This window comes from Amycolatopsis sp. NPDC003865 (assembly GCF_053605345.1).
The window spans coordinates 156,813-175,979 of sequence record NZ_JBSGJA010000006.1 but is presented as its reverse complement, the minus strand read 5'-3'; the positions used below and the strand labels follow the sequence as shown (position 1 = coordinate 175,979).

General features: G+C 74.7%; 14 protein-coding genes. 5 read left to right on the top strand and 9 right to left on the bottom strand.

Features of this window, described 5'->3' with window-relative positions; genetic code table 11:
* Positions 1-438: 438 nt before the first annotated feature.
* Together ACWEVP_RS16845 and sthA are read right to left on the bottom strand one after the other, a co-directional pair.
* A complete protein-coding gene (locus ACWEVP_RS16845; protein WP_452063447.1) occupies positions 439-2,337 on the bottom strand; it encodes an intein-containing Rv2578c family radical SAM protein in 1,899 nt (632 codons plus the stop codon).
* An 85-nt stretch (positions 2,338-2,422) separates the two neighbouring features.
* The gene (sthA, locus tag ACWEVP_RS16840; protein WP_452063446.1) at positions 2,423-3,835 is read right to left on the bottom strand and encodes a Si-specific NAD(P)(+) transhydrogenase; all 1,413 of its coding nucleotides are present in this window, start codon (positions 3,833-3,835) and stop codon (positions 2,423-2,425) included.
* A gap of 90 nt (positions 3,836-3,925) precedes the next feature.
* Between sthA and ACWEVP_RS16835 the strand changes: the two genes are divergently transcribed.
* Together ACWEVP_RS16835 and ACWEVP_RS16830 are read left to right on the top strand one after the other, a co-directional pair.
* On the top strand, positions 3,926-6,919 hold the full coding sequence (locus ACWEVP_RS16835; protein WP_452063445.1) for an ATP-binding protein: 2,994 nt from the start codon (positions 3,926-3,928) through the stop codon (positions 6,917-6,919).
* Positions 6,920-6,999: 80 nt separating this feature from the next.
* Entirely contained in the window at positions 7,000-8,388 is a 1,389-nt protein-coding gene (locus tag ACWEVP_RS16830; RefSeq protein WP_452063444.1) for an FAD-binding oxidoreductase, read from the top strand.
* Positions 8,389-8,394: 6 nt separating this feature from the next.
* On the opposite strand, the gene ACWEVP_RS16825 is transcribed toward ACWEVP_RS16830, so the two are convergent.
* The 4 genes from ACWEVP_RS16825 to ACWEVP_RS16810 are packed head-to-tail and all read right to left on the bottom strand — an operon-like array spanning position 8,395 to position 14,430.
* Positions 8,395-9,702, bottom strand: coding sequence for a glutamine synthetase (locus ACWEVP_RS16825; RefSeq protein ID WP_452063644.1), 1,308 nt, complete (start codon positions 9,700-9,702; stop codon positions 8,395-8,397).
* Entirely contained in the window at positions 9,699-11,438 is a 1,740-nt protein-coding gene (locus ACWEVP_RS16820) for an IucA/IucC family protein (RefSeq protein ID WP_452063443.1), read from the bottom strand. Before ACWEVP_RS16820 ends, ACWEVP_RS16825 begins: the two co-directional genes overlap by 4 nt.
* On the bottom strand, positions 11,435-12,712 hold the full coding sequence (locus tag ACWEVP_RS16815) for a lysine N(6)-hydroxylase/L-ornithine N(5)-oxygenase family protein (protein ID WP_452063442.1): 1,278 nt from the start codon (positions 12,710-12,712) through the stop codon (positions 11,435-11,437). The genes ACWEVP_RS16820 and ACWEVP_RS16815 overlap by 4 nt, the downstream gene beginning before the upstream one ends.
* On the bottom strand, positions 12,709-14,430 hold the full coding sequence (locus ACWEVP_RS16810; protein ID WP_452063441.1) for a pyridoxal phosphate-dependent decarboxylase family protein: 1,722 nt from the start codon (positions 14,428-14,430) through the stop codon (positions 12,709-12,711). Before ACWEVP_RS16810 ends, ACWEVP_RS16815 begins: the two co-directional genes overlap by 4 nt.
* Before the next feature lie 151 nt (positions 14,431-14,581).
* On the opposite strand from ACWEVP_RS16810, the gene ACWEVP_RS16805 reads away from it, so the two are divergent.
* The 3 genes from ACWEVP_RS16805 to crcB are packed head-to-tail and all read left to right on the top strand — an operon-like array spanning position 14,582 to position 15,677.
* Entirely contained in the window at positions 14,582-14,974 is a 393-nt protein-coding gene (locus ACWEVP_RS16805; RefSeq protein ID WP_452063440.1) for a fluoride efflux transporter FluC, read from the top strand.
* Positions 14,974-15,306, top strand: coding sequence for a DUF190 domain-containing protein (locus ACWEVP_RS16800; RefSeq protein WP_452063439.1), 333 nt, complete (start codon positions 14,974-14,976; stop codon positions 15,304-15,306). Before ACWEVP_RS16805 ends, ACWEVP_RS16800 begins: the two co-directional genes overlap by 1 nt.
* Complete coding sequence (gene crcB / locus ACWEVP_RS16795; protein WP_452063438.1) at positions 15,303-15,677, top strand: fluoride efflux transporter CrcB; 375 nt, start codon at positions 15,303-15,305, stop codon at positions 15,675-15,677. Before ACWEVP_RS16800 ends, crcB begins: the two co-directional genes overlap by 4 nt.
* Here the strand turns inward: crcB and ACWEVP_RS16790 are convergent.
* Genes ACWEVP_RS16790 through ACWEVP_RS16780 form a run of 3 tightly spaced genes read right to left on the bottom strand, consistent with a single transcriptional unit; the run spans position 15,674 to position 19,153 of the window.
* Positions 15,674-16,051 (bottom strand): hypothetical protein, encoded by a 378-nt coding sequence (locus tag ACWEVP_RS16790; RefSeq protein WP_452063437.1) that lies wholly within the window; start codon positions 16,049-16,051, stop codon positions 15,674-15,676. The two genes, crcB and ACWEVP_RS16790, sit on opposite strands and share 4 nt — an antisense overlap.
* Before the next feature lie 52 nt (positions 16,052-16,103).
* The gene (locus tag ACWEVP_RS16785) at positions 16,104-17,057 is read right to left on the bottom strand and encodes an LLM class F420-dependent oxidoreductase (protein WP_452063436.1); all 954 of its coding nucleotides are present in this window, start codon (positions 17,055-17,057) and stop codon (positions 16,104-16,106) included.
* Entirely contained in the window at positions 17,054-19,153 is a 2,100-nt protein-coding gene (locus ACWEVP_RS16780) for a prolyl oligopeptidase family serine peptidase (protein ID WP_452063435.1), read from the bottom strand. Before ACWEVP_RS16780 ends, ACWEVP_RS16785 begins: the two co-directional genes overlap by 4 nt.
* Positions 19,154-19,167: the final 14 nt, after the last annotated feature.

Below are 19,167 nucleotides of genomic sequence, written 5' to 3'. Positions count from 1 at the left end.
GGCGGCGAGCCGGGTGATCACGCACCGCGGGCCGCGATTGTCCACAAAGGACAGCCGAGGGACTCGCGTGGCCGCGGCAGGCTGGGAGTGGCCGGTCAGCGCGGCTTGGGGGCGATATGCGGCCGGGGGCAGCCGATCCGCGAGGTCCGCGGGGCCGCGGGACGGCGGGGCCGCGGCAGGCTGGACGGCGGGCCGCGGGACAGCGGGGCCTCGGGGCGGCGGGACGGGGACGGCGGGGCCGCGGGCCCCCTGGGCCGCAGGACCGCGGACCGCAGGGCCTCAGGGCCTCAGGGCCTCAGGGCCTCAGGGCCTCAGGGCCTCAGGACCGCAGGACGGCCGACGGCCGCTGCCGGGGCGAGACCGGCCGCCCGGCAGCCCAGCGCACGTCGGCCAAAGAGCAGCCACCCGCCGCCCCCGGCCACCTCGGCGCGGCCTGGCTCAGAGCAGCCGGAGCTGTTCCGCGGCCGGAACCTCGATCCGCGGCTCGGGCACCCGCTCGATCCCCCGCGCATCCTCCCCGGGATTCCGCAGCAGCCCGTGCCGCCGGAGCAGCGGCGCCACCCGCTGCCCCAGCCGCTCCCGGTACGCCTTCTGCACGTAACTCCCCCGCGCGTACAGCTCGCGGTACTTCGGCACCAGTGCCGGGTACGTCCCCGCCAGCCAGCGGCCGAACCACTCGCGCGCGCCGGGGCGCAGGTGCAGCGGGATCACCGTCGCGCTCGTCGCGCCCGCTTCGGCCAGGCGGGCGAACAGCGCGTCGAGCGCCTCGGCCGAGTCCGTCAGCCACGGCAGCACCGGCGCCACCAGCACCGAACACGGCAGTCCCGCGTCGCGGGCCTTGCGGATCAGCTCGAGCCGGGCCCGGGGGCTCGGCGTGCCCGGTTCGAGCCGGTGCTGCAGCTCGCCGTCCAGCAACGCCAGCGAGACCGCGAGCGACACCGGCACGTCCTTGGCCACCTCCTGCAGCAGCGGCAGGTCGCGCGCGAGCACCGTGCCCTTCGTCAGCACGGACAGCGGCGTCCCCGACCGGGCCAGCGCCGTGATGATGCCCGGCATCAGCCGGTAGCGGCCCTCCGCGCGCTGGTACGGGTCGGTGTTCGTGCCCATCGCCACCGGCTCGCGCCGCCACGACGGCCGTTTCAGCTGCGCCGCCAGGACCTCCGGCGCGTTGACCTTCACCACGACCTGGGTGTCGAAGTCGTGGCCGGCGTCGAAGTCCAGGTACGTGTGGGTGTTCCGGGCGAAGCAGTTGTGGGACACCATGCCGTCGGCGATGAAGTCGCCGGTGCCGGTGGTGATGTCGAACAGCGGCAGCTGCAGGCCCAGCGGCTCGATCGCCTCGACGCGGCGGCGGCTCGCGCCGATCACCGCGCCGTCGAGCGACCGCTTCCACGCCACCGCCGGGTTGCCCACGTGCAGGAACCGCAGCACCTCCGCGGTCCCGCCGAGCAGCCGGACCTCCTGGCGCGCGGGGAACTTCGGCACCTCGTCGATCTGGTGCGCGAAGCCGAAGCGGGTCAGCGCGGCGGCGAAGGCCGCGACGATCTCGGGTTCGTCGTGCGCCACGGCGAGGACGCCCCGGCCGTAGTCGCCCGCGAGGTCGAAGACGCCGGCGAGGAACCCGCGCTGCCAGTGCGCGTCCGGGTCCGGCGGCACCCGGAGGAACCCGACGGACGCGCCGAAGTCGGGCAGGTACTCCAGCGCCCGGCCGGCCGCGTCCGGTTCCGCGGCGAACCCGCCGGAGCGCAGCATCCCGCACAGGTAGCCGGCCCGGTACCCGAGCGTCTCGTCCGGCGTCGCCGCGAACCGGCCGACGCCGATCAGTTCGGAGCCGGGCTCGAGGTGCGGCCGCTGCGCGGCACCGAACTTGCTGCCCGTGACGTGCTTCCAGCCCTTGCTCGTGAGGAACCGGTGGTCACCGCCGGCGACGAGCCGGGTGCCGTCGTCCAGGGTGACGCGGTAGGCGGCGCGCAGGGTCGTCCAGTGCGCCTCGACCCGGGTGGGCACGAGCCGCCGGGACGCGCCGTGGCCGCGGGTGCCGTAGATCTCGTCGCCGACCTTCAGCTCGGACAGCGCCCGCGTGCGGCCGTCCGCCATGAGGATCTTCGTGCCGCCTTCGAGGCAGTAGGTGCAGGCGTGCGAGCAGCCGCGGTACGGGTTCACGGTCCAGTCGAAGGGGACACCCGAGCCCGACGGGACCTTGTTCAGCACGGAGCGCGCGTGCACCTCGTGAAAGGTGACGCCGTCGAACTCCGGTGACCGCACGGACCGCACCAGGCCCTCCAGCCCGGGCAGTGCCGGCTCACCCTCCCCCGCTCGCTGCCGATCCCATCGCACCGCGCCAGTCGAACATATGTTCTAGTCGAGTGTCAAACCGGTTCGCCGCAGGCGAATCGGCGTGGTGCGGGTGGGACTCCTGAGGTCAAGACGTGAAGCGGTCCAGCGCCCGGATCTTGTTGGTCGCGTCCAGCGCCGCCACCTTGTACGCCTCCGACAGCGTCGGGTAGTTGAACACCGCGTCCACCAGGTAGTCGACGGTCCCGCCGCAGCCCATCACCGCCTGTCCGATGTGGACCAGGTCGGTCGCGCCCGTGCCGAACACGTGCACCCCCAGCAGCTTGCGGTCCGAAGTGGACACCAGCAGCTTCAGCATCCCGTAGCTGTCGCCGGTGATCTGGCCGCGCGCCAGCTCGCGGTAGCGCGCGATGCCGACCTCGTACGGCACCGACGACGACGTCAGCTGCGCCTCGGTCGCCCCGACGTAGGAGATCTCCGGGATCGTGTAGATGCCGATCGGCTGCAGCGCGCCCAGGCCGTTGGCCGGCTCGCCGAACGCGTGGTAGGCCGCGAGCCTGCCCTGGTCCATCGACGTCGCCGCCAGCGCCGGGAAGCCGATCACGTCGCCGACCGCGTAGATGTGCGGTACCTCGGTGCGGTAGTTCTCGTCGACGACCAGCCGGCCGCGCTCGTCCGCCGTCAGCCCGGCCGCGTCCAGGGCCAGCTCGCCGGTCATGCCCTGGCGGCCCGCGGAGTACATGACGCCATCGGCCGGGATGCGCTTGCCGCTGACCAGCGTCGTGATCGTCGCGTCGTCGGACACCGCCACGTCCGCGACCTTCTCGCCGAAGCGGAACGTCACGCCGAGGTCGCGCAGCTGGAACTTCAGCGACTCCACGATCTCCGGGTCGCAGAAGTCGAGCATGTGGTCGCGCTGCTCGACCACCGTGACGCGGGAACCGAGCGCGGCGAACATCGACGCGTACTCGATCCCGATCACCCCGGCGCCCACCACGACCAGCGACGACGGGATCTGCTCGAGCCGCAGGATCTCGTCGGAGTCGAGCACGCGCGCGGCGTCGAAGTCCACCTGGGCCGGGCGCGCCGGGCGGGTGCCGGTGGCGACCACGACGTAGTCCGCGCTCAGCGTCCGGCGGTCGCCGGGGTGCTTGCTCTCGACGACCACCGTGTGCGGGTCGGCGAACGAGCCCGTGCCGGAGATCAGGTCGACGTGGTTGCGCAGCAGCTGCGCCCGCACCACCTGGACCTCGCGCCCGACGACGTGCTGCGTGCGCGCCAGCAGGTCGGCGATCGTGATGTCCTGCTTGACGCGGTAGCTCGCGCCGTACAGCTCGCGCTGGTTCATCCCGGTCAGGTAGAGCACCGCTTCGCGCAGTGTCTTGGACGGGATCGTGCCGGTGTTGACGCACACCCCGCCGACCATGTCGTGCCGGTCCACGACCGCCACCCGCTTGCCCAGCTTCGCCGCCGCGATCGCCGCCTTCTGGCCGCCGGGGCCCGAACCGATGACGATGAGGTCGTACTCGTGCTCGCTCACGGTGTCGAGCCTGCGCACCCGGGCGCCCCGGCGCAACCCCTCGCGGGTGAAGATCCGCCCGCGGCGGCGGTTCCGGGCTAGCGTGACCGGGTGCTGCGCGTCTCGCTGCTGGGCGAGCAGGTCATCGCCGACGACACGACCGGCACCGTGCTGACGCGGTCGCCGCGCTCGGTCGCGCTGGTGGCCCACCTCGTCGTGCACGCCGGGCTGGCCCAGCCGCGGCGCCTGCTCGCGGGCCTGTTCTGGCCGGACTCCACCGACGCGCAGGCCCTGACCAACCTGCGCCGCGAGCTGCACCAGCTGCGCCGCGTGCTCGGCGACCTCCCTTCGCTCGCCGTCACCGCGCGGGACCTGTGCTGGCGGGACACGCCGTCGAGCCGGGTGGACGTGCGCGAGTTCGACGTCGCCTACCGGGCCGCGCTGGCCGCCGAAGACCCCGGGGAAGCCGTCGCCCACGCGCGGGCCGCGCTCGCGGCCCACCGCGGCGAGCTGCTGCCCGGACTGGCCGACGACTGGGTCCTGGCCGCCCGCGCCGAGCTCGACCGCCAGTGCGTCGAGCTGTGCGACCTGATCTGCCGCACGCCCGCCGGCGACCCGGCCGCCGCGCTCGCCGCGGCCCGCCGCCGGATCCGGCTGCGCCCCCTCGAAGAGACCGGCTACCGGACGCTGATGGGGCTGCAGGCCGACGCCGGCGACCGCGCGGGCGCGGTGAGCACGTACCACCGGTGCGCGTCGGTCCTCGAACGCGAGCTCGGCGTCGTCCCGGCCGAGCCGACCCGCGCGGCGCTGCGCCGGCTGCTCGCCCGGCCCGGCCCCGAGGTCCGGCGCGCGGCGGCCACCGGGCTCGTCGGCCGGGCCGCCGAGCTGGCCCGGCTCGGGCAGCGGTGGCACGCGGCCGCCGCGGGCCGCGCCGGGGTCGTCCTCGTCCGCGGCGACGCGGGGGTCGGCAAGACGCGGCTCGTCACCGAGCTCGCCGGGCTGGCGCGCGCGGAAGGCGCCGTCGTGGCCACCGGCCGCTGCTTCGGCACGGCCGGGCGGCTCCCGCTGGCGCCGGTGGCCGACTGGCTGCGCACCCCCGCCGTGCGGCGGGCGGCCGCGGCCCTCGAGCCGGGGTGGCGCGCCGAGGTCGACCGGCTGCTGCCGGCCGCCCGCCCCGCCGCGGGCGGCCACCCGACCGTCGACGCGTGGCAGCGCCTGCGCTTCTTCGAAGGGCTCGCCCGCGCGCTCACCGCCGGCGGGCGGCCCGTCCTGCTGGTGCTCGACAACGTCCAGTGGTGCGACGAAGAGACCGGCGCGTTCCTCGCCTTCTGCCTCGGCCTCCTGCCGGACGCGCCGCTGCTGGTCGCCGGGACGCTGCGCGACGGCGACCTCGGCCCCGGGGTGGCCGCCTGGACCACCCAGCTGCGCGACGACGGCAAGCTGACCGAGCTGCCGCTGCGCCCGTTCGACGCCGAGGGCACCGCGCTGCTCGGCGAAGCGGTGGCCGGGCGCCCGTTGTCCGCGTCGGACCGCACCCTGCTGCACGCGGCCACCGGCGGGTTCCCGCTCTACGTCGTGGAAGCGTTGCGCACGAACGATTCCCCGCCGTCCGGCCGCCTGGACGGCGTGCTGCGGGCCCGCCTCGAACAGCCCGGCCCGGCGGCCCGCGAGGTCGCCGGGCTCGCCGCCGCGGCGGGCCGGGACGTCACCCTCGAGCTGCTCACCGAGGCGAGCGACCTCGACGCCGACACCGTCGTCGAGGCCGTCGACGAGCTGTGGCGGCGCCGGATCGTGCGCGAGGTCGGCGGCGGCTACGACTTCACCCACGACCTCCTGCGCGAGGCCGCCTACCAGCAGGTCAGCCCGCCGCGGCGGTGGCTGCTGCACCGGCGGCTGGCCCAGGGCCTGGAGCTGCTGCACGCCGAGGACACCGACGCGGTGGCGGCGCAGCTGGCCGAGCAGTACGCCCGCGGCGGGCGCCCGGACCGCGCGGTCGAGCACTACCGGCGGGCGGCCGCCGTCGCCGCCCGGACGTTCGCGCACGCCGAGGCGATCCGGCTGCTGCGGGAGGCGCTGACGCTGGTCCGCGCGCGCCCGGCGAGCGGCAACCGCGACCGCGCCGAGCTCGAAGTCCTCGAGGCGCTCGCCGGGCCGCTCAACGCCCACCGCGGGTACGCCTCCCCCGAGCTGCAGCACGTCCTGGAACGGTCGCTCGCGCTCGCGGAGGCGGCCGGCAGCAAGGAATCCGCGCTGACGGCGCTGCTGGAACTGTGGTCGTCGCGGTTCGTCCAGGGCCGGACGCGGGAGGCGCACCAGGCGGCCGAGCGCGCCCTCTCGCTCCTCGTCCCCGGCACCAGCGCCGAGCTGGGTGGCTCGGCGCACTTCATCGTCGCGGGCTCGTCGCTGAGCCTCGGGCACGACCCGGCCGAGGCGCTGCGGCACTTCGAGCTGGGCGCCGAACGCACGCGCGGCGCGTCGTCGTGGCCGATCGGTACCCGGCCGGACGTGCATGGGCCGGCCTGGGCGGCGCACGCCCACTGGCTGCTCGGCCACGCCGAGGAGGCCGTGGCGAGCAGCGAAGACGCGATCGCGCTGGCCCGCCGGATCGAGCAGCCCTACAGCCTGGCCATCGCGCTGGCGTACGCCGGGATCACCCACCAGATGCGCCGCGACCGGCCGGCGCTGTGGGCGGCCGTCTCGGAGCTGCACGCGCTGTGCGACCGCTACGGCTTCGCCTACTACCGCGAGTGGGCGCTGGTGCTGGGCGGCTGGTCCCGCGGCGGCGAGGCCGGGCTGGCCGCGGCGCGGGAGGGCGTCGCGAACCTCAAGGCCGAGGGGGCGTTCGCCCGGATGCCGTACTGGCTGTCGCTGGTCGCCGACCTCGCACCGCCACCGGCGGCCCGCGCGACGCTGGACGCCGCGCTCGCCGCCGGCGAGGCCCGTGACGACCGCTGGTGGCTGCCGGAGGTGCTGCGGCTGCGGGCGGCCCACGACGCCGACCCGGTCCCCCGCCTGCGGGCGGCCGCCGAGCTGGCCCGCGCCCAGGGCAGCGTCGCCCTGCGCCGGCGGGCGGAGGCCGACCTGGGCGTTCGGCTCCCGTCCTGACCCCGGCGAACGGACCGAACGCTCCGCGAACGCCGGCTGCCTACGTTCCCTCCCGAACCGGGACATCCGAGAGGGGCACCATGACCACCACCGCTCTGCCGCACGAAGAACTGGCCACCGCGCTGCGCGGCGACCTCGTCACGCCGGCCGACCCGGGCTACGACGAAGCCCGCGCGGTCTACAACGCCATGATCGACAAACGGCCGGCGGCGATCGCCTACTGCCGCGACGCGGCCGACGTCGTCACCTGCGTCCGCTACGGGCGCGAACAGGGCCTGGACCTCGCCATCCGCGGTGGCGGCCACAACGCGGGCGGCCTCGGCGTCGCCGACGGCGCGCTGGTCATCGACCTGTCCGGCCTGCGCAGCACCACGGTCGACCCGGTGAACCACACCGTCCGCGCCGACGCGGGGTGCACGTGGGGCGACGTCGACCACGCGACGGTCGCCTTCGGGATGGCGACGCCGTCGGGCATCGTGTCCTCCACCGGCGTCGCGGGCCTGACGCTCGGCGGTGGCATCGGCTACCTGGCCCGCCGCTTCGGCCTGACGGTCGACAACCTGCTCGGCGCGGACGTCGTGCTCGCGGACGGTGAGTTCGTGCACGCTTCGGAGTCTTCGCACCCGGACCTGTTCTGGGCCCTGCGCGGCGGGGGCGGCAACTTCGGCGTCGTCACGTCGTTCACGTTCCGCTGCCACGACATCGGCGAGCGCGGCGTGGTGATCGGCGGGCCGGTGCTCTACGACCTGGCCGACACGCCCGACGTGCTGCGCTGGTACCGCGAGCTGCTGCCGTCGCTGCCCGAGGAGCTGAACGGCTGGTTCGGCCTGCTGACGATCCCGCCGGCCCCGCCGTTCCCGCAGGAGCTGTGGGGCCGCAAGGCGTGCGGCATCGTCTGGTGCTACACCGGCGCGCACGACAAGGCCGACGAGGTGCTGGCGCCGGTGCGCTCGTTCGGCTCGCCGCTGCTGGTGGGGCTGCACGACCTGCCGTACACGGCCTTGCAGGGAGCGTTCGACGCGCTGTACCCGGCGGGACTGCAGTGGTACTGGCGGGCGGACGTGTTCCACGAGATCTCCGACGCGGCCATCGACATCCACCTCAAGCACGGCGAGGCCCTGCCGACGATGCACTCGTCGATGCACCTGTATCCGATCGACGGCGCGGCGAGCCGGGTCGCGCCCGACGCGACGGCGTTCCCCCACCGGTCGGGCGGCTGGTCGGGCGTGATCGTCGGCGTGGACCCGTCGCCTTCGCAGGCCGGGACGATTTCCCAGTGGACGAAGGACTACTGGGCGGAACTGCACCCGACGTCGGCGGGCGGGGCGTACGTCAACTTCATGATGGAGGAGGGCCAGGACCGGGTCCGCGCGTCGTACGGCCCCAACCACGACCGGCTGGCGACGGTGAAGCGGCGCTACGACCCGGACAACGTGTTCCACGTCAACCAGAACATCCGCCCGGCCTAGCGGTTTTCAGGAACGGAGGGCGCCGCGGCGGCGCTGCCAGTCGGTGACCGCGTCCAAACCGGACTCGATCTCCTCGGTGAGCAGCGCCGTCAGCTGCGCCGCGACGTCCGTGCCCAGCAGTTCGCCCACCCGGTCCATCGACGACAGCGCCTCCCACGGCGACCCCGCCAGGGACCCGGTGAGCACTCCGGGTCCGGGCGGGGTCAGCCCCTCCTCCAGCCCGGCCTGTCCCGCCGCCAGCAAGGCCGCGACGACCAGGTGCGGCTGGGCGTCCGCGCCCGCGAAGCGGAACTCCAGGCGCGGATCCGACGGCGGCCCGGCCACCCGCACCGCCGCCGTCCGGTCGTCGTGGCCCCAGCGCACCTCGCGCGGGGAAAACGGCGCCGTCCGCAGCCGGACGTAGCTGTTCCACGTCGGTGCCCACACCGCCGTCAGCGCCGGCGCGTCGCGCAGGACCCCCGCCAGGAACCCGCCCAGCAGGTCCGGCGGCGAACCGTCCACAGTGGACAAAGACAGGTGCACGTGCCCCGAATTCCCCTGACCGGGCACGGGAGCGGCCAGGTAGGAAGCCGTGACGTCGTGGCGCGCGGCGGCCCGGCGCACGAGCAGCTGCTGCAGCAGCACGTCGTCGCACGCGGCCAGCGCGTCGCGGTGGCGCAGCACCACCTCGTACTGCCCCGGGTGGCACTCCGCGCGCGCCGACTCCACACCGAGCCCCGCCTCGTGCAGGGCCAGCCGCACGTCGGCAAGCAGCGGTGCCAGCCGTTCGGTGCCGCCGAGGGCGTAGTCGACACCGTGGGACGTCAGGGGCGAACCGGCGGCGTCGAAGAACACCACCTCGTGCTCGATGCCCACCGACGGCACCGCCCCCAGTCCCTCCAGCGCCGCGAGCCGGCCGCGCAGCACCTCGCGCGGGGCCAGTTCCGCGGCCTGCCCGGACGGCCACTCCGCGTCGCACACCACCGCCCACGTCCGGTCGCCCAGGGGGATCGCGGTCGCGGCGTCCGGCCGCACACGCAGGTCGCCGAAGCCGTCGAGGTACCCGCCGAGCACGCCGGACTCCGGCAGCGGGTCACGCGACGGCGTCCACGCGAACACGTAGCCGCAGACGCCGTACCCGTCGTCGAGCACCGAGGCGGCGAACGGCGCGGCCAGCTCGACCGCGGCGAACCGGGCGTGCGGGTCCGGCACCAGCAGGAGCAGCCGCGCACCGTCGTCCTCGAGGACACCGCGCAGCACCGCGGCACCCGCCGCGGCCGCCGCGCGCCGGCCGGCCAGCGACCGCGGCCCCACCGGGCGCGCGAACGCCGTCACCACGCGCCGCCGGGATCCGGGGCGTGCAGCGGGTTCGGCACCCGGCCCCAGCGGACGTCGAACTCGTCGTCGCGCTCGACCTTGTCGAAGCCCTGGCCGGCGAAGTGCTCCCGGTTGAGCGTGACGCGCTCGACGTCCGGCGCGAACAGCCGGCAGGCGTCGAACCGCGCGGCCACGTCCGGGTTTTCCTCGCGGTACCGGCCGGCGATCTCCCGCACGGGCGCCCAGAACCGCGCCCGCGGCAGGCCCAGCTCGTCGAGCAGGACCTCCGCCCAGAACCGGAACTGCCCGGAGAACACCGAGCTGAACAGCGACTGGGCCAGCAGGTGCGCGGGCCAGCGCAGCATGTCCGCCGCCGCTTCGGGCGGCAGCGACTCGTAGCTCTCCAGCCGCTCGTCGAGCAGGTCCACCCCCTGCGCGAAGTCCTTGATCAGCACCCGCCGCGGGACTCCGGCCGCGTCGACGACCAGGACGAGGTTCTGGCCGTGCGGGCAGAACCCGACGCCGTGGCGCAGCAGCCACTGCAGCAACGGCGTGAGCAGCAGGTCGAACAGCCGGGTCAGCCACGCTTCCGCGTCGCCGCCGCCGATCAGGTGCGCCAGCACCGAGACCCCGTCGGGACCGCGATAGGGCAACGCGGCGAAGGAAATCGCGCGCTCGCCCTTGGCCAGCCGTGCGACCAGCGGCTCGCGCCACAGCGCGCCCAGCGTCTCGTGGAACCGGTAGGGCAGGTCCGCCAGGTGCCCGAACAGCGGGTGCCGCACCGACACGCTCGCGACCTCGCCGAGCAGCCCGAACCGGTACTTCTCGCTCAGCAGCGGGTCGGCGGCGTCGATCCGGCGCAGCCAGGACGTCACCGACGGGCCGGCGAGCGTCGCCGCCGAGTTCAGCCCGCGGTAGACGAGCGTGTTCCGCACCGACACGGCGGTCTTGACGTCGTGCCGGCCCGGCGAGCTCACGTTGGCCAGGGTGCGGACCGTCTGGTGTGGACGGTAGGCGTCGGCGCTCTCCCCGAGGTCCACCATGACCCCGGTGGCGAGTTCGGCGGCGTAGAGCGTGCCGAGGATTTCGTCGGCCTGCCAAGGGTGGACGGGCACCCAGACGTAGTCCTCCGGTGCGCGCGCCGCGAACTCCGCCCGCCGGGCGCCGAGTTCGGCGTCGAGCAGCGCGTCCCGGCTCAGCCCGTCGACGCACCGGAATTCGGCGTGGGCCGGGTGGACGGCGAACCAGCGCAGCCGGACCTCAGCGCCGGCCTCCGGCGCGTAGCTCGCCCGGTCGCGGGCGGAGAACCCGACGCGGCCCTTGTTGAGCACCAGCCGCGGGTGGCCGGTCAGGTGCCCGTCGGCCACGTTGTAGTCCATTGCAGACAAGTCGGCGGCGGTCGGCGCGCGGCGCAGGCGAGCGGCCTCGTTGGCGACCGTCGCGGTCAGCTCGGCCAGGACGTCGGCCAGCCGCAACCCCGACAGCCCCAGCACTTCCCGCGCGTCCACGACGAGCGCGCGCGGGTCCGTGGCCGGCTCGCCGCACCGGTGCGCGCTGCCCGGCACGACCGTCCACGAGTCGAAGGCACCCCGCCGGGCCTGGAACGTGTAGAAGACGTCACCGGGCAGTTCCAGCCGCCACGCGTCCCCGTCGGCGACCGGCTCCAGCATGTGCTCGTAGGACAGTTCGCCGAGCATCTTGTGCACGACCAAGGCACCGGCCGCGCGCCAGGCGGCCGCTTCGTCGAGGGTCACTTCTCCTCCAGGCCGAACGTGGTGAAGGCGGTGCGGTCGGGCAGCTCGTGCACGGTCTTGCCGCACACGGCGTTGAGGATCACGGCCGCCCGCCAGGCCCCGAGGCCGAGGTCGGGCGCGCCGGGGCCGTGGGTGTGCCGTTCCGCGTTCTGCACGAACAGCGCGCCGGGCACGTCGAGGGCGACGCGGTGGCCGGCGTCGACCACCAGGCGGCCGCGCGCGTCGCGGCGGACGGCGTCGCCGAGCCCGGCCAGCAGCGGCCCGGTCGGCGTCTCGGTGTAGCCGGTGGCGGCGACGACGGCGGCGGTGCGCACGGTGGCGTCGCGGCCCTGCTGCGCGTGCCGGAGCCCGAGCTCGACCGCACCGTCCACCAGCGATGCCGAGACGACCTCGACCCCGGGGGTGAGCACCGCGCCGGGGGGTCCGCTGATGCTCCGGCGGTACAGCTCGTCGTGGATCGCGCCGATCGTCTCGGCGTCGATTCCCTTGTACAGCTGCCACTGCGCGGGCAGCAGGCGGTCGCGGACCGCTTCGGGCAGGCCGTGGAAGTACGCGGTGTAGTCCGGGGTGAACTGCTCCAGCCCGAGCTTCGAGTACTCCATCGGCGCGAACGCGGGGGTCCGGGCGAGCCAGCGCACGCCGTCCACAGTGGACCGCGAGCGCAGCAGGTCGAGGACCACCTCGGCCCCGGACTGCCCGGACCCGACCACGGTGACGCTCTCGGCGGCGAGGAGTTCTTGGCGGTGGGTCAGGTAGTCCGCGGAGTGCAGCGCCAGGGTCGCCGGATCGCCGACGAGGGCTTCGAGCGGTTCCGGCACCGACGGCACCGATCCGACGCCGAGCACGACGTTGTCCGCCAGCACCGGCTCGGCCCCGGCGACCGTCAGCTCGAAGGCGTCGTCCGCCCACCGGATGCCGGTGACCTCGTGGCCGAACCGGCACGACGGCAGCCGGGCCGCGGCCCACCGGCCGTAGTCGTCGTACTCGGCGCGCGCCGGGTGGAACCGCTCGGCGAAGTAGAACGGCAGCAGCCGGCCGCGGTCGCGCAGGTAGTTGAGGAAGGAGAACGGGCTGGTCGGGTCGACCAGCGTCACCAGGTCGGCGAGGAACGGCACCTGCAGCGTCGCGCCGTCGACGAGCAGGCCCGGGTGCCAGCGGTACTCGGGCCGGGCGTCGAAGAACACCGCGTCCAGGCCGTCGACCGGCGCGGCCAGCGCCGCGAGCGAGAGGTTGAACGGCCCGATGCCGACGCCCGCGAGGTGGTGGCGCCTCACGAAGCGACCGGGCTTTCCCGGCCGGCGACGAACTCGGCGGAGGCCGTGGCGACGATCCGGTCGAGCAGCGGGGCGTAGTCCTCGGCGGTGGCGTGCGGGTGCAGCAGCGTCAGCTTGAGCCACAGGCGGTTTTCGCCGCCGGGTCCGGTCGGGAGGGTGGCGCGGCCGATGACGGCGGTGCCGGCTTCCAGCAGCGCGCGGCGCACGCGGGCGACGAGCTCGTCGCCCCCGGTCTCGTCGGCGGCGACGGGCCGCAGCACGACGGTCGACAGCTCGGGCCGGCCCCAGAGGCGGAGGCCGGGGTGCCGCTCGACGCGGTCGGCGACCTCGGCCGCGGTGGCGCAGCAGCGTTCGACGAGCGCGCCGAGGCCGTCGGTGCCGAGCGCGCGCAGGGTGACGGCCATCCGGAACGCGTCGGGCCGCCGGGACGTCCGGATCGAGCGGCCGAGCAGGTCCGGCAGGCCGGCTTCGGTGTCGTCGTCGGCGTTGAGGTACTCGGCCCGGACGGTGAGGGCGGCGAGGTCGGCGGCCGCACGGGCGGCGAAGAGCCCGGCCGCGACCGGCTGCCAGCCGAACTTGTGCAGGTCGAGGGCGATGGAGTCGGCCTGGTCGAGCCCGGCGAGCTTCGGCTTGAGCGCGTCGCTGCACAGGGCGGTGCCGCCGTAGGCCGCGTCGACGTGCAGCCGGGCGTGGGTGCGGCGGCAGATTTCGGCGATCTCGGGCAGCGGGTCGAGGGTCCCGGTGTTGGTGGTCCCGGCGGTGGCGACGACGACGGTGCCCGGCCCGGCGACCTCGGCGAGCGCGGCGGGGAGCAGGCGATCGCCTTCGCACGGGACGACGACGGGCGCGGGCAGGCCGAGCAGCCAGGCCGCGCGGGCGACGCTGTGGTGGGCGTTGGCGCCGCAGACGCTCTGGAAGATGCCGTTCTCGCGGGCCAGGAGCAGGCCGAGCAGGTTGGATTCGGTGCCACCGGTGGTGACGACGGCGTCGGGGGTTTCGGCGGCGGGGTAGCACAACCGGGCGATCCCGGCGGTGAACTCGCGCTCGAGTTCGCTCGCGACGGGCGCCTGGTCCCAGGAGTCCATGGAGGGGTTGAGGGCGCTCGCGACGACGTCGGCGGCCACGGCCACGGCGAGGGGCGGGCAGTGCAGGTGGGCGGCGCAGGCCGGGTCGGCGGGATCGGCGGACCCGGCGGCGAGCAGCCGGCTCAGCTCTTCGAGCGCGGCTTCGGCTCCGACGCCGCGACGGGGAAGAGCGGGCGGGAGCGGCGCGGGTTCGGCGCCCGGCACCCGGGCGCCGGCCGGCAGCGGCTCGGCGGCCGGTACCGCGGCGGCACGAGCGGGGCCGGGCTGCGCCGTCGCCGAAGCCGGACCGCCGAGCTCCGCCGCCGACTCCAACCCACCCGGGCCGCCCGCCAACTCACCCGCCGAAGCCGAACCACCAAACCCGACGGCCGGTTCCAGCCCACCCGGGCCGACCGCCGGCTCACCCGCCGAAGCCGAACCACCACACCCGACGCCCGGCTCCAGCCCACCCCAGCCGGCCGCCGGCTCGCCACTCTCCGCGACCAGCGCCGCCGCGACCGCCGCCGGGCCGCCGGCCGGGATGGGGCCGCCGCGCTCCGCGACTCCCGCCGCCATTCCGCGCAGTGCCGCCGGGATCAGCTCGCCGAGCCGTTGCGCGCCGCCGTCGCCCCCGGCCAGCCCGTCTCCGCGCATGTACCCGCCTTCCTTAGGGTTGCCTTGCCTACGCTGAGCAACAGTACGGCGACCGACGGCTGCCTGTCATCCGGCCCCGTCCAGGATGCTCGACCGGGTGGCGGGGACGCGTCGGCCATCGGGAGTAGGTTCACCGCGAGGAGGTGATCACGTGCCCCGGTGGGACGTCCTGGCGGCCATCGGCGCCGGCGGCGCGCTGGGCAGCCTCGCCCGCTACGGCCTCTCCGTCGCGATTCCGCACGCCCGCGGCGAGTTCGCCGTCGCGACGCTGCTCACCAACGTCCTCGGCTGCCTGCTCATCGGCGTCCTGATGGCGCTGCTGACCACCACCGCGCGCCCGCACCACCTGCTGCGGCCGTTCCTCGGCGTCGGGATCCTCGGCGGCTTCACGACCTTCTCCACGTTCGTGACCGACACCCTGGACGCGGCGACGACCGGGCGGATACTGGCTTCGTTCGCCTACGCGCTGGCGTCGGTGGTCTTCTGCCTGGCGGCGGTGACCGCCGGCCTGACGGCGACCCGCGCGATCCGGAAGGGACGCTGATGGAAGGACCGGCCACCCGCCTCACGATCTACCTCGGCGAAGACGACCACTGGCACCACAAGCCGCTCTACCACGAGATCGTCCGGCGGGCCCGGGACGCGGGCCTCGCGGGCGCTTCGGTGCTTCGCGGCGTCGAGGGCTACGGCGCGTCGTCGCTGATCCACACGACCCGGATCCTGTCGCTGTCGGAGGACCTGCCGGTGGTCATCGTGATCATCGACCGGGAGGAGCGGCTGCGGGCGTTCCTGCCGCAGCTGGACGAGCTGATCGGCGAAGGCCTGGTGACGCTCGACCAGGTCGAGGTGGTCCGCTACGTGGGGCGGACCGGGTGACGCTGGTCCTGGTGGCCGTCGGCGGGGCGGCGGGGTCGATCCTGCGCTACCTGACCGACCGGCGGGTGCAGGCGTGGCGCGACTCGCCGTTCCCGTTCGGGACGCTGACGGTGAACGTCGTGGGATCGTTCATCCTGGGCTTCCTGAGCGGCTGGCTCCTGCACGGCGCGGAGCCGTCCTCGGTGCGCGCGCTGGTGGCGGTGGGCTTCTGCGGCGGGTTGACGACGTTCTCGACGTTCGGCTACGAGACCGTCCGGCTGTTCCTGGAGAAGACGCGGCTGTACGCGGTGCTGAACGTGCTGGTCACCGTTCTCGCGGGCCTGGCCTCGGGGACGCTGGGGTTGCTGCTGGCGACCGCGGTCTTCGCCTAGCGGTCCGGCCGCCCCAGCCGGCGCCGCACGCGGCCGAGCGCCTCGTCGAGCCCGGTGGCCCGGCCGTCTTCCCGCGACGCGCGGTGCTCGAGCTTCCACTCGACGTACTCGGCCAGCGTGGTGTCCGCCCACTTGCGCTTCACCCGGCGGCGCTTCCCCAGCAGCCGCAGCTCGGCCGCCTCGGCCCGGACCTCGTCCGGGTTGCCGGTCGCCGCCCGTAGCACCAGGCTCTCCCGCGCGCGGTTCGCCCGGCGGGCGTGCGCTTTGCCGCGCGGCACGTTCTTGCGCGTCGACTTGGCGTTCTCGCCGTAGGCGTCGCGGCGGTCCTTGAGGTAGCTGAGCCGCTTCTTCTCCTGCGGCGTCCTGCGCTTCATCCGTCCTCCTCCGGCGCCCAGCGAACACCCGGGCGCCGGAGGGGGCAACGGATTATCGGCGCGGAGCGAGCCCGCGCACCTGCTCGAACGGGTCCCCGCCGGTCGGCAGCAGGGCGATGACCGGTGTCGTCAGGCCGTTGTCCACATAGGACTGCACCTGCTCCCGGCACGACTCCACGCTGCCGTGGATCACCAGCTCGTCGACGACCGAGTCCGGGATCACCTGGTTCGCCTTCTGCCGGTCCCCGGCCGCCCACGCCTCGTGCATCGGGGCCAGCGCCTCGCCGCGGCCGAGCCACTCGTGGAACGCCGCGTACACCGGGACCGTCAGGTAGCTCGAAATCAGCATCCGCCCCAAGCCGCGCGCCGCTTCCGCGTCCTCCGTCGGGCACACGAAGATCCGGGCCGCCAGCTCGAGGTCGGGACCGACGACCGCCCGCACCTGCGGGACGTCCGAAGCCGCCAGCCAGTTCGTGATCGCGCCGTCCGCCTCGCGGGCCGCGAGGCGCAGCATGCCCGGGCGCAGCGCCGCCAGCATGATCGACGGCGGCGGGTCGGCCGGGCGCTCCAGCCGGAACTTCGACACCGCGAACGTGTCGTACTTCTCGGTGACCTTCTCCCCCGCCAGCGCCGACCGCAGGAACCGCAGCGTGTCCCGCGACCGCGCGAACGGCTCGTCGAAGGAAGCGGCGTTCCAGGCCGAGACGATCACCGGCGACGACGCGCCGATGCCGAGGACGAACCGGCCGGGTGCCAGCTCCGCCACCGTCGCCGCCTGCATCGCCAGCAGGCCCGGGCCGCGCGTGTACACCGGCACGATCGCCGTGCCCAGCCGCAGCTGCGGTGCCCACTGCGAAGCCAGGACCAGCGGCGTGAACGCGTCGGTGCCCGCCGTCTCCGCCGTCCACGCGTCGGTGTAACCCAGGTCCGGCAGCTGCTCGACCAGCTCGCGGTGCGCCGTCAGCGGCACCCCGGTCAACGGAATCGTGAGGCCCCAGCGGCTCATGCGGTCTCCTTTTCGACGGCGGAAAGCTCGCGCAGCAGCCAGTCGACCTGCGTGCGCATCAGGTTCTCCGCGACCTCTTCGGCCTGCGGCGTCATGTGGGTGGCGCCCGCCAGCGGCAGGAAGACGTGCGGCCGTCCCTTCGCCAGCAACGCCGACGACAGCCGCAGCGCGTGCGCGACGAACACGTTGTCGTCGGCCAGCCCGTGCACGATCAGCAGCGCCCGGCTCAGTTCGCCGGCGCTCTCGATCAGCGAGTTGTGCGCGTAGCTTTCGACCTCGTCCTGCGGCTTGCCCAGGTACCGCTCGGTGTAGTGCGTGTCGTACAGCGACCAGTCGGTGACCGGCGCGCCCGCGACCGCCGCGTGGAAGACGTCCGGCCGGCGCAGCACCGCCAGCGCCGACAGGTAGCCGCCGTAGGACCAGCCCCGGATCGCGACGCGCTCGACGTCCAGCTCCGGGAACTGCGCCGCGGCCGCCTGGAGCGCGTCCACCTGGTCCTGCAGCGTGACGTCGGCGAGGCGCCCGTGGACCTCGCGCTCCCACACCGCGCCGCGGCCCGGCGTGCCGCGGCCGTCCGCGACGAGCACCGCGAAGCCCTGGTCGGCCAGCCACTGCGACGTCAGGAAGGCGTTGCGGCTCTGCAGGACGCGCTGGGCGTGCGGGCCGCCGTAGGGGTCGAGCAGCACCGGCAGCCTGCCCTCGCTCGGCTCGTACCCGCGCGGCAGCAGCAGCGCCGCGCGCAACCCGCGCTCCCCCAGCGTCAGCCAGGTCAGGTTCGGCACGATGTCCGGGTCCACAGTGGACACCTCGATCGACGCCACCGGCGCGCCGTCACGCAGCACCGAGACACGCGGTCCGCTGTGCTCCAGGCTCCACGAGGAAAGCACGGTGACCGCGGCGCTGCCGGATCCGTGGTGCACGCCGTCCACAGTGGACAGGCGGCGCACCGACGCGCCTTCGGTCCGGAACACGTGGATCTGCGTCGGGTCGTCCTCGGACGCGCTGAACAGGATTTCGTCGCCGACGTCGAGGACGGCGCGAAGCTGCAGCCCGGCCGGCGTGACGGCCTCGCCGCCGACGAACAGCCGGTGGTCGCCGTCGACCATCCCCTCGACGACCAGGCGGCCGTCGGGCGTCCACGCCGGGACGCCGCCGACGATGTCGATCCAGTGCTGGTCGGCCGCCGTGTGCACGACCGAGGTCGAGCCGTCGGCGACGTCGAGGGCGAGGACGTCCATCCGTTTCTGGTCGCGCGGCTGCACGGCGAGCAGCGGTGCGCCGCCCGCCGACCAGTGCACCGAGGCCAGGTACTCCCACTCCCCCGGTTCGACGTCCACGCGGGAGCCGTCGAGGCCGAGTACCGCCAGCGAAACGAGCGCGTTCGTGGTGCCCGCCGCCGGGTAGGCGACGACGTTCGCCGGGTGCTGCGGGTTGGCCGGGTCGGCGATGGTCCAGCGGGGCACCGGGCCGCGGTCGGAGCGCTCGGCGAGGATGCTCCGGCCGTCCGGGGCCCACCAGTAGCCGCGGGTGCGGTCCATCTCCTCGGCCGCGATGAACTCGGCGAGGCCCCAGGCGATGTCGTCGCCGTCCTCCTCGACCAGCACGCGGTCGGCGCCGGTGGCCAGCTCCATGACGTGCAGCCGCCGGTTCTGCACGTACGCGACGTGCGTGCCGGTCGGGTCCGGCCGCGGGTCGACGACGGCGCCGTCGACGCGCAGCGTCACCTCGCCGGAGGCCAGGTCCAGGGTGTAGAGCTTGCCCGAGAGCGAGAACGCGGCGACCGTGAAGCCCGCGTCCACTCCGTAGTGGACGACGCCGCCACCGGTCTCCCGGGCCCGTTCGCGGCGGGCCCGCTCCTCGGCGGGCAGCTCCTCCTCGCCGGGCAGCAGCTCGGCGGCGTCGACCAGCTTCGTCTCGGCGCCGGTCGCCAGGTCGGCCGACCAGAGGCTGTGCCGGGGGTCGGTACCCGACTCCGCGCGCAGGAACAGCACGCGCGAGGCGTCCGGGGCGACCCGGAACTCCTTCGGCGCGCCGAGGGTGAAGCGCTGGGTCCGGGCCTGCTTGCGGAGGAACGGGAGGTCGTCGACATCGGTCACGCCCGCACTCTTTC

Excerpts from the sequence above, each read along its gene's own strand:
- ACWEVP_RS16830 (WP_452063444.1), top strand. The coding sequence starts at position 7,000 with ATGACCACCACCGCTCTGCCGCACGAAGAACTGGCCACCGCGCTGCGC.
- ACWEVP_RS16790 (WP_452063437.1), bottom strand. The coding sequence starts at position 16,051 with ATGAAGCGCAGGACGCCGCAGGAGAAGAAGCGGCTCAGCTACCTCAAG.
- ACWEVP_RS16785 (WP_452063436.1), bottom strand. The coding sequence starts at position 17,057 with ATGAGCCGCTGGGGCCTCACGATTCCGTTGACCGGGGTGCCGCTGACG.
- ACWEVP_RS16810 (WP_452063441.1), bottom strand. The coding sequence starts at position 14,430 with ATGCGCGGAGACGGGCTGGCCGGGGGCGACGGCGGCGCGCAACGGCTC.
- ACWEVP_RS16800 (WP_452063439.1), top strand. The coding sequence starts at position 14,974 with ATGGAAGGACCGGCCACCCGCCTCACGATCTACCTCGGCGAAGACGAC.